Origin of the sequence: Thauera sp. K11 (assembly GCF_002354895.1) — a bacterium.
Taxonomy (GTDB): domain Bacteria; phylum Pseudomonadota; class Gammaproteobacteria; order Burkholderiales; family Rhodocyclaceae; genus Thauera; species Thauera sinica.
The window spans coordinates 1,519,781-1,532,149 of record NZ_CP023439.1; the positions used below are offsets into that span (position 1 = coordinate 1,519,781).

Annotated in this window: 13 protein-coding genes; 12 read left to right on the forward strand and 1 reads right to left on the reverse strand. The window is 68.6% G+C overall.

The window, feature by feature from the left end:
- Positions 1-249: 249 nt before the first annotated feature.
- From CCZ27_RS06680 to CCZ27_RS06690, 3 genes are all read left to right on the forward strand, one after another.
- Positions 250-1,608 carry an SRPBCC family protein gene (locus CCZ27_RS06680; protein WP_096446689.1) on the forward strand — a complete coding sequence of 453 codons (1,359 nt, stop codon included), beginning with the start codon at positions 250-252 and terminating at the stop codon, positions 1,606-1,608.
- The gene (locus CCZ27_RS06685) at positions 1,605-2,096 is read left to right on the forward strand and encodes an aromatic-ring-hydroxylating dioxygenase subunit beta (protein WP_096446691.1); all 492 of its coding nucleotides are present in this window, start codon (positions 1,605-1,607) and stop codon (positions 2,094-2,096) included. Before CCZ27_RS06680 ends, CCZ27_RS06685 begins: the two co-directional genes overlap by 4 nt.
- A 250-nt stretch (positions 2,097-2,346) precedes the next feature.
- Complete coding sequence (locus tag CCZ27_RS06690; RefSeq protein WP_232516587.1) at positions 2,347-3,543, forward strand: ABC transporter substrate-binding protein; 1,197 nt, start codon at positions 2,347-2,349, stop codon at positions 3,541-3,543.
- 97 nt (positions 3,544-3,640) lie between these two features.
- On the opposite strand, the gene cobA is transcribed toward CCZ27_RS06690, so the two are convergent.
- Positions 3,641-4,555: a uroporphyrinogen-III C-methyltransferase gene (gene cobA / locus CCZ27_RS06695; RefSeq protein ID WP_096446693.1), complete on the reverse strand. Its 915-nt coding sequence runs from the start codon at positions 4,553-4,555 to the stop codon at positions 3,641-3,643.
- A 170-nt stretch (positions 4,556-4,725) separates the two neighbouring features.
- Between cobA and CCZ27_RS06700 the strand changes: the two genes are divergently transcribed.
- From CCZ27_RS06700 to ahbB (CCZ27_RS06740), 9 genes are all read left to right on the forward strand, one after another.
- The gene (locus tag CCZ27_RS06700; protein ID WP_096446695.1) at positions 4,726-6,408 is read left to right on the forward strand and encodes a nitrite reductase; all 1,683 of its coding nucleotides are present in this window, start codon (positions 4,726-4,728) and stop codon (positions 6,406-6,408) included.
- Between the two features lie 63 nt (positions 6,409-6,471).
- Complete coding sequence (locus CCZ27_RS06705; protein WP_096446697.1) at positions 6,472-7,083, forward strand: NapC/NirT family cytochrome c; 612 nt, start codon at positions 6,472-6,474, stop codon at positions 7,081-7,083.
- Between the two features lie 52 nt (positions 7,084-7,135).
- Entirely contained in the window at positions 7,136-8,011 is an 876-nt protein-coding gene (locus CCZ27_RS06710) for an ethylbenzene dehydrogenase-related protein (protein WP_096446699.1), read from the forward strand.
- A 37-nt stretch (positions 8,012-8,048) separates the two neighbouring features.
- Positions 8,049-8,375, forward strand: a complete 327-nt coding sequence (locus CCZ27_RS06715; protein WP_096452280.1) for a cupredoxin domain-containing protein — start codon at positions 8,049-8,051, stop codon at positions 8,373-8,375.
- A 94-nt stretch (positions 8,376-8,469) separates the two neighbouring features.
- Positions 8,470-8,850 (forward strand): c-type cytochrome, encoded by a 381-nt coding sequence (locus tag CCZ27_RS06720; RefSeq protein WP_096446701.1) that lies wholly within the window; start codon positions 8,470-8,472, stop codon positions 8,848-8,850.
- Between the two features lie 16 nt (positions 8,851-8,866).
- Positions 8,867-10,081 carry a cytochrome D1 domain-containing protein gene (locus CCZ27_RS06725; protein WP_096446703.1) on the forward strand — a complete coding sequence of 405 codons (1,215 nt, stop codon included), beginning with the start codon at positions 8,867-8,869 and terminating at the stop codon, positions 10,079-10,081.
- A 140-nt stretch (positions 10,082-10,221) separates the two neighbouring features.
- Positions 10,222-11,289 (forward strand): siroheme decarboxylase subunit beta, encoded by a 1,068-nt coding sequence (gene ahbB, locus CCZ27_RS06730; RefSeq protein WP_096446705.1) that lies wholly within the window; start codon positions 10,222-10,224, stop codon positions 11,287-11,289.
- Positions 11,282-11,761 (forward strand): Lrp/AsnC family transcriptional regulator, encoded by a 480-nt coding sequence (locus tag CCZ27_RS06735; protein WP_096446707.1) that lies wholly within the window; start codon positions 11,282-11,284, stop codon positions 11,759-11,761. The genes ahbB (CCZ27_RS06730) and CCZ27_RS06735 overlap by 8 nt, the downstream gene beginning before the upstream one ends.
- Complete coding sequence (gene ahbB, locus CCZ27_RS06740; protein WP_096446709.1) at positions 11,761-12,273, forward strand: siroheme decarboxylase subunit beta; 513 nt, start codon at positions 11,761-11,763, stop codon at positions 12,271-12,273. The genes CCZ27_RS06735 and ahbB (CCZ27_RS06740) overlap by 1 nt, the downstream gene beginning before the upstream one ends.
- Positions 12,274-12,369 lie beyond the last annotated feature (96 nt).

A 12,369-nucleotide genomic window follows, 5' to 3' on the forward strand; every position in this document is an offset into this window, starting at 1 on the left:
CGTCTCCGTGTCCCCGTTTCCGTGTCCCCGATCTGTGCCGGGGTCGGTGAGCCGTCCGCAGGCGGGACGGCCAGAAGATTCTAATGCACGCCCACGCGCCTGCCGGTGCGCATTTTTCGACCCGGGCGGGGCATTTCGCAAGCGGCGGACAAAGGTCCGCAATCAGTGGATATTTGAACGGATCCCCCCTTCGTAGAGTTCGTCGCGCGGCATTCGGGCCGCTGCGAGGCGTGATACGAGGAGGAGCCCATGAACGATTGGAACGAGATCCGGCACAGGATCTCCACCGCGGTGGAGGAGGACCCGGCCAGGGGCATCCATCGCATGCGGCGCGATGTCTTCACCGATCCGGAGCTGTTCGAACTGGAGATGAAGCACATCTTCGAGGGCAACTGGCTGTACGTCGCCCACGAGAGCCAGATCCCGAGACCGAACGACTACATCACTACCACCGTCGGCCGCCAGCCGGTCATCATCTCGCGCGACCGGGACGGCGTCCTGCATGCCTTCGTGAATGCCTGCGCGCATCGCGGCGCCACGCTGTGCCGCGACAGGAAGGGCAACAGGGCGGTGTATTCCTGCCCCTTCCACGGCTGGTCGTTCGGTTCGGACGGCCGTCTGCTGAAGGTGAAGGACCCGGAGGGCGCCGGCTATCCGGAGCAGTTCAACCGCGGCGGCTCGCACGACCTCACGCGCGTGCCGCGCTTCGAGTCCTACCGCGGCTTCCTGTTCGCGAGCCTGAACGCCGACGTCGCCCCGCTGGCCGAACATCTCGGCGACGCGGCGCGGATCATCGACATGATGGTCGACCAGGCGCCCGAAGGGCTGGAGGTGGTGCGCGGGTCGTCCACCTACGTCTTCGACGGCAACTGGAAGCTGCAGGCCGAGAACGGCGCCGACGGCTATCACGTCACCGCGACGCACTGGAACTACGTCGCAACCATCTCGCGGCGCAAGACCGGGCTTTCCGCCGACGACGTGAAGGCGATGGACGTGGGGAGCTGGAACCGGCAGGAGGGCGGCTTCTTCGCCTTCGGGAACGGCCACATGTGCCTGTGGATCAAGTGGCCGAACCCGCAGGACCGCCCGGTGTTCGAGCGCCGCGCGCAACTGGCGGAACGGTTCGGCGAGGCGAGGGCGGACTGGATGATCGCCCACCTGCGCAACCTCTGCCTGTACCCGAACGTGTTCCTGATGGACCAGATGAGTTCGCAGATCCGCGTCTTCCGCCCGCTGTCGGTGGACAAGACCGAAGTGACGATCCACTGCATCGCGCCCAGGGGCGAGAGCGACGAGGCGCGTGCGCGGCGGCTGCGCCAGTACGAGGACTTCTTCAACGCCAGCGGCATGGCGACGCCGGACGACCTGGAGGAATTCCGTGCCTGCCAGGAAGGCTACAACGGCCGCCTGGCGAAATGGAGCGACATCTCGCGCGGCGCTGTGCACTGGGTGCATGGCGCGGACGACAACGCCCGCCTGCTGGGCATGGAGCCGGTGATGTGCGGCGCGCGGCAGGAGGACGAGGGCTTGTACGGGGTGCATCACCGCTACTGGGTCGAGGCGATGACGCGCGCGGTGGAACGCGAGGCGAGGGGAGAAAGCCGATGAGCCTTTGCTACGACGAGGTGCGCGACTTCCTCCACACCGAGGCGGCGCTGCTGGACGACAAGGACTGGGACGCCTGGCTGGACATGTACTCGAAGGAGGTCGAGTTCTGGATGCCGGCCTGGGACGACGACGGCACGCTGACGGGCAACCCGCAGCGCGAGGTGTCGCTGATGTACTACCCGCGGCGCGACGGGCTGGAGGACCGCGTGTTCCGCATCCGCACCGGCAAATCCACCGCCAGCACGCCGGAACACCGCACCAGCCACAACCTGAGCAACATCCTGGTCACCGGCCGGGAGGGCGAGGCCTGCAGAGTGCGCTTCAACTGGGTGACCTTCAGCCAGCGCCACGGCGCGGTGGAGCACTACTTCGGCAGCAGCCTGTACGACCTGGCGCGCGAGGCCGACGGCAAGACCCGGATCAGGCGCAAGAAGGTGATCCTGAAGAGCGACCGCATCCACCAGGTCATCGACATCTACCACGTCTGACCACGACACGATCGCCCGGGCGGCGCACCAGGGCGATCGCATGCGTGCCTGGAATCCGGTCTGGTGGCGGGGATGCGTTCCGCGGGCTGCGGAACTCGCCCTCGCTGCGCTCGGGGCTCGGACAGTCCTCGCCCGCTCCACGCATCCCCGCCACCAGACCTGCCGTGTCGCGTCATCCGGGCCGGTGAAAAAGGCATCGTGCGATCGCCCCGGGCGGTGCACCCCAACGACCACAGGAGGAGATATGAGAATGGACAATGACGACATGCCCGCCGCGGGCGTTTCCCGCCGGTTCGGGGCGCTCTTTCGCGCGCTCGCGCTGGGCGCGAGCCTGGCCGCGGCACCGGCGCTGGCCGAGCCCGGCAAGCTGCGCGTCGGCCTGATGATGAGCTATTCGGGCACCTACGCCGGCCCCAGCAACGCGGCGACCAACGGCTTCAAGCAGTACGTCGCCGAGAACGGCGGCAGGCTGGGCGGGCTGGAGGTCGAGTACTTCCAGGTGGACGACGAGGCCGATCCGTCCAGGTCGACCGAGAACGCCAGCAAGCTGATCAAGCGCGACCGGGTGGACGTGGTGATCGGCGCCATCCACTCCGGCGTCGCGCTCGGGCTGGCCAAGGTGGCGCGCGAGACCGGCACGCTGATGATCGTGCCCAACGCCGCGGCCGACGAACTGACCGGCGCGCTGTGTGCGCCCAACATCTTCCGCACCTCGTTCTCGAGCTGGCAGCCCAGCTACGCCATGGGCGGATACGTGGCGAAGAAGCACGGGACGGCGGTGACGCTGACGTGGAAGTACGCCGCCGGCCTGCAGATGGTGGAGGGCTTCAAGGAAGCCTACGGGAAGGGCGGCGGCAGGATCGTCCGCGAGATGACGCTGCCTTTCCCCAACGTAGAGTTCCAGCCCTTCCTCACCGAGATCGCGGCGCTGAAGCCGGAGGCGGTGTACGTCTTCTTCGCCGGCGCGGGGGCGGCCAAGTTCGTGCGCGACTACGTTGCGTCGGGCCTGTCGAAGCGCATCCCGCTGTACGCGCCCGGCTTCCTGACCGACGGCACGCTGGAGGCGATGGGCGAGGCCGGCCAGGGCCTGCTGACCACGCTGCACTACGCCGACGGCCTGAAGAACCCGCGCGACGACGCGTTCCGGCTCAACTATGCGAAGGCGTACAAGAGCCAGCCCGACGTCTATGCGGTGCAGGGCTACGACGCGGCGCAGTTGCTGGCGGCGGGTCTGGACGCGGTGAAGGGCGACCTGGGCAGGCGCAAGGAGATGATAGCGGCGATGGAGGCGGCGAAGATCGACAGCCCGCGCGGAGCCTTCACGCTGTCCCGTTCGCACAATCCGGTGCAGGACATCTACCTGCGCAGGGCCGAAGGGCGGGAGAACAACTTCGTCGAGGTGTCGGCGAAGGCGCTCGCCGATCCGGGGCGCGGCTGCAGAATGTAGCCGGCGCCAATCGTCGAGTCTGGCCGGGCGCGGCGGCATGCCGCCGCGCCCGGCCGCATTCATCGCGGCGAAGACCGCCGCACGGCGGGCCTGCGCTTCAGCCCGCGGCGGCCTGCCGTTCGAACCGCGCCGGCGCGGAATCCGCAAGACAGCCTTCGACGCCGACCACCTCGCCGATCACGATCAGCGCGGGGGCGCGGATGCCGGCCTCGCGCACCGCGCCGGGCAGCCCGGCGAGCGTGCTGTGCACGCCGCACTGCTGCGGCGTCGTCGCGGCGTGGATCACCGCCGCGGGGGTATCGGCCGGCAGCCCGTGGGCGGCCAGTTCGCGGCAGATGATGTCGAGCGCGCCCAGCCCCATGTAGATCACCACCGTCTGCTTGGGGCGGGCGAGGGCGGTCCAGTCGAGATCGACGCTGTCGTTCTTCAGGTGGCCGGTGGCGAACACCAGCGTCTGCGCGTGCTCGCGGTGGGTGAGCGGGATGCCGGTGGCGGCGGCCGCGCCGGCGGCCGCGGTGATGCCGGGGACGATCTCACAGGGCAGGCCGGCCGCCGTCACCGCCTGCATCTCCTCGCCGCCGCGGCCGAAGATGAAGGGGTCTCCCCCCTTGAGCCTGACCACCTGCAGGCCCTCGCGCGCCAGGTCCACGAGCACCTGGTTGATCTGCGCCTGCGGTAGGGCGTGGTTGCCGGCTTCCTTGCCGGCATACACGCGGCGTGCCGCGGGCGGGATCATCTGCAGGATGTCCGTGCCGACGAGATGGTCGTACACCACCGCCTCGGCCGCGGCGAGCAGGCGCGCCGCCTTGAGCGTCAGCAGGTCCGGATCGCCCGGCCCGGCGCCGACCAGCCACACCTTGCCGCCTTCGCCCGCAGGGCGGCACGGCGCGGCCGCGTCGCCGGGCCTGGACGCGCGCGGCCGGTACGGGGCGAGGCTGCTGCGGTTGCGCAGGCGTGAGGGCAGGCCGGCGACGGACACGGCGGCGTGGGACTGCAGCAAGGCATGAGGCATGGCATCGGCTCCCGTGCGGGCAGGTCGCTGGCCGTGCCCTGTGTTGCAATTCGGATGCCACGAACTTTATCCCCATGCCGCCTAGGGGAAATTAATTCAAATCAAGGATTGCAGGCCGCCATGAAATCGATACTGCCGGCATCGTTTCCGTGTCGTTCAAGGAGAGGGCAATGCAAAACAAGGGCTGGATCGGGAAAACGCTGGCGTTGGCGATGCTGCCGATGGCGGTAGGGGCCGTGTGGGCGCAGAGCGCGCCGGAAATGACGGCTGACGAAAAGGCGAAGGCCAAGCAGATCTATTTCGAGCGCTGTGCGGGGTGCCATGGCGTGCTGCGCAAGGGCGCCACCGGCAAGAACCTGGAGCCGCACTGGGCGAAGACGATGCCCGACGGCACCAAGATGGAAGGCGGCACGCTGAAGCTGGGCACCGAGCGCCTGGAAAAGATCATTTCCTACGGTACCGAAGGCGGGATGGTCAATTACGACGACATCCTGACCAAGGAAGAAATCAACCTGATGGCGCGTTACATCCAGAACACGCCCGACGTGCCGCCCGAGTTCTCGCTGAAGGACATGAAGGACAGCTGGAAGTTGATCGTGCCGGTCGACCAGCGTCCGAAGAAGCAACTGAACAAGGTCAACCTGAAGAACGTGTTCGCGATCACGCTGCGCGACGCCGGCAAGCTCGCGCTGGTCGACGGCGACACGCACAAGATCTGGAAGGTGCTCGACACCGGCTACGCGGTGCACATCTCGCGCCTGTCGGCTTCCGGCCGCTACGTGTATACCGTGGGCCGCGACGGCCTGACCACGATCATCGACATGTGGTACGAGGAGCCGACCACGGTGGCCACCGTGCGCCTGGGTTCGGACGCGCGCTCGGTCGATACGTCCAAGTTCAAGGGCTACGAGGACAAGTACCTGATCGGCGGTACCTACTGGCCGCCCCAGTATTCGATCATGGACGGCGAAACGCTCGAACCGATCAAGATCGTTTCGACCCGCGGCCAGACGGTGGATGGGGAATACCACCCCGAGCCGCGCGTGGCCTCCATCGTCGCGTCGATGGTGAAGCCCGAATGGGTGGTGAACGTGAAGGAAACCGGCCAGATCATGCTGGTGGACTACACGGACATCAAGAACCTGAAGACCACCACCATCGAGTCGGCGAAGTTCCTGCATGACGGCGGCTGGGACATGTCCAAGCGCTACTTCATGGTGGCGGCCAATGCGTCCAACAAGGTCGCCGCGGTCGACACCAAGACCGGCAAGCTGGCGGCGCTGGTCGATACGGCGAAGATCCCGCACCCGGGGCGCGGCGCCAACTTCGTGCATCCGCAGTTCGGCCCGGTGTGGGCGACCGGCCACCTCGGCGACGCCGTCGTGTCGCTGATCTCCACGGCGTCGGACGATCCGAAGTACGCCAAGTACAAGAGCAACAACTGGAAGGTGGTGCAGCAACTGAAGATGCCGGGCGCGGGCAACCTGTTCGTCAAGACGCATCCGAAGTCCAAGCACTTCTGGGCCGACGCGCCGATGAACCCGGAACGCGAGATCGCCGAGTCGGTGTATGTGTTCGACATGAACGATCTCTCCAAGGAGCCGACGCGCCTGGACGTCGCCAAGGATTCCGGCCTGCCGGAAAGCAAGGCGATCCGCCGCGCGACGCACCCCGAGTACAACGAGGCCGGCAACGAAGTGTGGATCTCGCTGTGGGGCGGCAAGACCGACCAGTCGGCGATCGTCATCTATGACGACAAGACGCTCAAGCTGAAGAAGGTCATCACCGACCCGGCGATCGTCACGCCGACCGGCAAGTTCAACGTCTTCAACACCATGCACGACGTTTATTGATCGCCTCGTCGATCCTTACCCCGAGCCCCGCGTCCCCGCGCGGGGCCGGCGAGGAAGAAGCTCATGACTGATCGTGACAGCAGCACCAAACAAGAACATGCCGGCGGGTTCTTCTCCCGTCTGCGCCGTCCGTCGTCGAAGTATTCGCTGGGCGTTTTGCTGGTCGCAGGTTTCGTCATCGGCGTGTCGTTCTGGGGCGGTTTCAACACCGTGCTGGAAGCGACCAACACCGAGAAGTTCTGCATTTCCTGCCATGAGATGTACGACAACGTCTACGTGGAATACAAGGAAACCATCCACTACACCAACCGCACCGGCGTGCGCGCCACCTGTCCCGACTGCCACGTGCCGAAAGACTGGACGCACAAGATGATCCGCAAGGTGCAGGCATCCAAGGAGGTCTGGGGCAAGCTGACCGGCTCCATCGACACGCGCGAGAAGTTCGAGGCCAAGCGGCTGCAACTGGCGCGCAGTGAATGGAAGAGGATGAAGGCCGCCGATTCCCGCGAATGCCGCAACTGCCACACGCTGGAGAGCATGAACCCCGAGGCGCAGAAGCAGCGTGCGCGCAAGCAGCACGAGATCGCCAAGGAAGACAAGATGACCTGCATCGACTGCCACAAAGGCATCGCGCACCACAAGCCCGAAGGCATGACCGAGGCGGACGAGGAGTGATCCGCGCTGCGGCGCGGAGCATGTCCAACCCATCCACAGTGAGGAATCGACCATGAAACGAACGATGATTGCCGGCGCCGTGGGCGCAGCCCTTGCGCTCGGTGCCGGAGCTGCGGTCGCGGCGGCGCCGGCCGACTGGAGCAAGGTGGCGTCCAAGGACATCACCCTGTTCTATCCGGGCGTGTCGCCGCTGGAATGGATCAACAAGGGCACCGAGCACGGCGGTGCGCGCGCGCTCAAGAAGGGCGAGACCTGTGCCGACTGCCACCACGAGGAAACGGCCGACATGGGCAAGAAGATGGCCAGCGGCCAGAAGATCGAGCCCAGCCCGATCCCGGGCAAGGCGGCCTTCATTCCGGTCAAGGTGCAGGCGGCGCATGACGGCGAGAACCTGTACCTGCGCTTCAGCTGGAAGCAGCCGGCCGCCTCCGGCGGCGCCAAGATGGACGACAAGAACCCGGTGAAGATCGCCTTCATGCTGGAATCGGGCGGCAAGGTGGAGCTGGCCAACCAGGCCGGATGCTGGGCGACTTGCCATGCCGACTCGCGCACGATGCCGGGCGCGGCCGAGACCAAGACCAAGTACGTCAAGGGCGGCTCGCTCGCCGAAGGCAAGTTCTACGACCTCCACCAGTGGCGCAGCGGCGAGAAGAAGGCGTACGACGGCTACGTCGCCGACAAGCGCGTCATGGAAGGCGGCAAGGCGCTGGTGAGCGCCGACGGCAAGCAGAACGGCGACACCTGGACGGTGGTGTTCGCGCGCAAGTTCGCGGGCGGCGAGGGCGACGTGGCACTGGAGGCCGGCAAGGTCTACAACTTCGGCTTCGCCATCCACGACGACAGCGCCAGCGGCCGCTTCCACCACGTCTCGCTCGGCTACAAGCTGGGCATCGACACCAAGGCCGACATCACCGCCGCCAAGCAGTAGGGCGCCGGCCGTGCTTCATCTGCCGCAGGAGAACGTCATGCGTGCGATGTTCCGGGCCACCCTGGCGGGTGGCCTGTTGGTGCTGGGGCTGGCGCCGCCGCTGCAGGCCGCCGAGCAGGTCGTCGAAGCCGCCGGCTACAAGTTCGTGCCGGCCGAGGTACGCATCCGGCCCGGCGATTCGGTGGTGTGGGTGAACCGCGAGAAGCGCGTCAGCCATTCGGTGCTGTTCGCCGCCACCGGGGAGGAGTCGCCCCGTTTCTTCCCCGACGAGCGGTGGTCGCGCACCTTCGAGCAGGCCGGCCGCTTCGAGTACCGCTGCGGCCCGCATCCCGAGATGACCGGCGTGGTCATCGTCGGCGACTGAGGCGCCGGGCGCCGCGCGGGGTTGATGCCAGTCAAGGCGCGCCGCGCGGCCCGACCGCATGCTGGCATTGCCTAGAACGCAGCAGGGTCCAACGGTGAAACCTCCGCCTCTCCTCGTCCATGTCGCCGTATTCATCGGCGCCGCCCTGATCGCCGCCTACGCGTCCGCCGCCGAAGAGGGCGGCGCGCCGCGCGCCGGCTCCCCGCGCTACCGCGAGCTGGTGCACATCGTCCGCCAGGACTGCGGCTCCTGTCACGGGCTGACGCTTGCCGGCGGGCTGGGCCCTGCGCTGACGCCGGGCGCGCTCGCCGGCAAGCCCGCCGACAGCCTCGTCGCCACCATCGTCGGCGGCCGGCCCGGCACGCCGATGCCGCCTTTCGTCGGCATCGTCAGCGAAGCCGAGGCGGGGTGGATCGTCGATCAACTGATGCGCGGCTTTCCCGCCGATGGCGGGGCCGGCGCGCCGGCCCACTGAGCCTGTAGGAGCCCCCATGTCTCTGCAACCCGCTCGCCTCGCGCCAACCGTGCTGTGGGCGATTCTGCTGCCGGCCATCGTGGTGCTGCTGTCGGCCTGCGGCACGCTGCCGCAGGAAACCCGGCTGCGCGGCACCGGCGACCTGGGCGTCGTCATCGAACGCGCCGACGGCCGCGTACAGGTCGTCGAAACCAGCGGCCGCAGCGTGCTCGCCCGGGTGAACGGGCTGGGCGACCTGTCGCACGCCTCGGTGGTGTTCTCGCGCGATGGCCGCTACGCCTACGTGTTCGGCCGCGACGGCGGGCTCACCAAGGTGGACCTGCTGACCGCCAGCATCGCCGGCCGCGTGGTGCAGGGCGGCAACTCCATCGGCGGCGCCATCTCGCAGGACGGCCGCATCGTCGTCGCGCAGAACTACGAGCCCGGCGGCATCAAGGCTTTCGACGCCGACACGCTGGAGCTGATCGCCGACGTGCCCGCCGCCTACGGCAACGAAGGCAGGCGCTCCAAGGTGGTGGGGCTCGCCGACCTGCCGGGCAACCGCTTCATCTATTCGCTGTTCGACGCCGGCGAGATCCGCATCACCGATCTCTCCGACCGCGGGAAGCCGGTCACGCAGACCTTCGCCGCCGGCAGGCAACCCTACGATGCGCTGGTGACGCCCGACGGTCGCCACTACATCGCCGGCCTCTTCGGCGAGGATGGCCTGGCGATGCTGGACCTGTGGCAGCCGGAGAAGGGCGTGCGCAAGATCCTCTCCGGCTACGGCCGCGGCGAGCAGCCGCTGCCGGTGTTCAAGATGCCCCACCTGCGTGGCTGGGCGGTGGCGGGCGGGCGTGCCTACCTGCCGGCGATCGGCCGCCACGAGGTGCTGGTGGTCGACACGGACACCTGGCAGGAGGTCGGCCGCATCGCGGTGAAGAGCCAGCCGGTGTTCGTCATGGCGCGCCCCGACGGCCGCGAGGTGTGGGTGAACTTCGCCTTTCCGGACAACGGCTGGGTGCAGGTCGTGGATACCATGAGCCTCGGGATCACCGACACGCTGCAGCCGGGCCGGGCGATCCTGCACATGGAGTTCACCCCGCGCGGAGAGGAAGTCTGGCTGTCCGCGCGCGACGACAACCGCGTCGTCGTCTATGACACGAAGAGCCACAGGCAGGTCGCGCAGTTCGACGCCGCCAGCCCGAGCGGCATCTTCTTCACCAGCCGCGCCGCGCGTACGGGGTTCTGAATGGACGCCCCCGCCCAGCGGCACTCCCCCTCCCATGAGGAGGAGGGTGGAGCAGGGGTCTTGCGCACCGCCCTGCGTTCGCATGACGGGTCGGCCGTGCACGGCCGGCCCTCGGCGGCGCAGCGGCAGGAGGCCGCCCGATGAGCACTACGCCACGCCACGTCCGTCTGCCCCGAACGCTGGATGCGGCGGGCTTTCGCCTGCTCAACGACTGGCAGCGCGACTTTCCCGTCGTGCCGCGGCCGTTCGCGCAGATCGGCGCCGAGGTCGGCATGGCCGAGCACGACGTCATCGCCGCCTATCGCCGCTTCGTCGACGACGGCCTGGTGAGCCGCGTCGGCGCGGTGTTCGCGCCGTGCCGGCTCGGCGCCAGCGCGCTCGCCGCACTCGCCGCCCCGCCCGGGCGGCTGGAAGAGGTGGCGGCGCGGATCAGCCGCGAGCCGGCGATCAACCACAACTACCAGCGCGAGCATGCCTACAACCTGTGGTTCGTCGTCACCGCGGCATCGCCCGGGGGCCTGCGCGAAGTGGTGGCCGGCATCGAGCGCGACACCGGCTGCGCGGTGATCGTGCTGCCGCTGGAGGAAGAGTTCCACATCGATCTCGGCTTCGACCTGAAGACCGGCGGCAGGGCGCGGCGGCACGCCTGCCACGCCCTCGATGCGGGAGCGGCTTCGCCCGCCGCCGCGGTGCCGATGGAATCCGCCTGTGCCCTGCCGGCGCTGGAGCGCGACCTGGTCACCGCGCTGCAGGCCGGGCTGCCGCTGGTGGCCGAACCCTTCGCCGCACTCGGGGCGCGCGCCGGGCTGAGCGCCGGCATGGCGATGGAACTGATCGAGCGCTGGCTGGCGGAAGGGCTGGTGCGCCGCTTCGGCGTCGTCGTGCGCCATCACGAACTCGGCCTCGGAGCCAACGCGATGTGCGTGTGGGATGTGCCCGACGAGGTCGTCTCCGGCCTCGGCAGGCGGCTCGCGGCGGAGCCGGCCGTCACGCTGTGCTACCGCCGCCGCCGCGCCCTGCCGGGCTGGCCCTACAACCTCTTCTGCATGATCCACGGCAGCGCGCGCGGCGAGGTGCTGGCCGCGCGCGACGATCTCGCCGCCCGCCTCGGGCTCGACGCCCATCCGCACGACGTGCTGTTCAGTTGCCGCCGCTTCAAGCAGACCGGCGCCTGTTACCTGCCGCCGCGGGAGGCCGCCCATGCCTGAGCGGCGCGGCGTGGCCGCCAGGCGCGAGCCGGACGACACCGACCGCCGGCTGATCAACGCGCTGCAGGGCGGTTTTCCGCTCGTGGAATCGCCCTATGCCGAGGTCGGCGTGCGGCTCGGCCTGAGCGAGGACGAGGTGCTGTCGCGCCTGCGAAGCCTGCTCGACGACCGCGTGCTGACCCGCTTCGGCCCGATGTTCCAGATCGAGCGCATGGGCGGCGCCTTCTGCCTGGCCGCGATCGCGGTGCCGGAGGCGCAGTGGGGCCGAATCGTCGAGACGGTGAACGCCTTTCCCGAGGTCGCGCACAATTACCGCCGCGAGCACGCGCTCAACATGTGGTTCGTGCTCGCCACCGAATCGCCGCAAGGCATCGCCGACGCCGCGCGCCGCATCGAAGCCGCCACCGGGCTCGCGGTGCACCTGTTCCCGAAGGAGCGCGAATACTTCGTCGAGATGAAGCTGGAGGCTTGATGAACACCTCTTCGCCCGCCGCCGCGCAGGACGACCTGGACCGCCGCCTCGTGCTCGCCACCCAGGCCGGCCTGCCGCTGGTGCCGCGTCCCTATGCCGCCGTCGCGCAGCAGGTGGACGCCAGCGAGGAGGAGGTGCGCCGGCGGCTGGCGGCCATGCTCGAATCCGGCCGCATCCGCCGCATCGGCGCGGTGCCCAACCACTACGCCATCGGCTACACCGCCAACGGCATGAGCGTATGGGACATCGACGACGCGGTGGTCGATGCGGTGGGCGAGCGTGTCGGCGCGCTCGATTTCGTCACCCACTGCTACCGCCGCCCGCGCCATCTGCCGGACTGGCCCTACAACCTGTTCGCGATGGTCCATGCGCCCGGCCGCGAAGAGGCGCTCGCGCGCGTGGGCGAGATCGCAGCGCTCATCGAAGGCGGCTTCCCCGGCGCCTGCCGCGGCCGGGACGTCCTGTTCTCCAATGGCATCCTGAAGAAGACCGGCCTGCGCATCGGCGGCTGAGGCTGCGCCGGCCAGGCGTTCCGCGTCGCACGCACGTGCCGTGCGGCGCCTCTGCGCGCATCGCCCCCCGGCTTCCAGATTGACTGCGCTGATCGG

Coding starts and splice junctions, on each gene's coding strand:
- CCZ27_RS06680 (WP_096446689.1), top strand. CDS start 250: ATGAACGATTGGAACGAGATCCGGCACAGGATCTCCACCGCGGTGGAG.
- CCZ27_RS06685 (WP_096446691.1), top strand. CDS start 1,605: ATGAGCCTTTGCTACGACGAGGTGCGCGACTTCCTCCACACCGAGGCG.
- CCZ27_RS06690 (WP_232516587.1), top strand. CDS start 2,347: ATGGACAATGACGACATGCCCGCCGCGGGCGTTTCCCGCCGGTTCGGG.
- cobA (WP_096446693.1), bottom strand. CDS start 4,555: ATGCCTCATGCCTTGCTGCAGTCCCACGCCGCCGTGTCCGTCGCCGGC.
- CCZ27_RS06700 (WP_096446695.1), top strand. CDS start 4,726: ATGCAAAACAAGGGCTGGATCGGGAAAACGCTGGCGTTGGCGATGCTG.
- CCZ27_RS06705 (WP_096446697.1), top strand. CDS start 6,472: ATGACTGATCGTGACAGCAGCACCAAACAAGAACATGCCGGCGGGTTC.
- CCZ27_RS06710 (WP_096446699.1), top strand. CDS start 7,136: ATGAAACGAACGATGATTGCCGGCGCCGTGGGCGCAGCCCTTGCGCTC.
- CCZ27_RS06715 (WP_096452280.1), top strand. CDS start 8,049: ATGCGTGCGATGTTCCGGGCCACCCTGGCGGGTGGCCTGTTGGTGCTG.
- CCZ27_RS06725 (WP_096446703.1), top strand. CDS start 8,867: ATGTCTCTGCAACCCGCTCGCCTCGCGCCAACCGTGCTGTGGGCGATT.
- ahbB (WP_096446705.1), top strand. CDS start 10,222: ATGAGCACTACGCCACGCCACGTCCGTCTGCCCCGAACGCTGGATGCG.
- CCZ27_RS06735 (WP_096446707.1), top strand. CDS start 11,282: ATGCCTGAGCGGCGCGGCGTGGCCGCCAGGCGCGAGCCGGACGACACC.
- ahbB (WP_096446709.1), top strand. CDS start 11,761: ATGAACACCTCTTCGCCCGCCGCCGCGCAGGACGACCTGGACCGCCGC.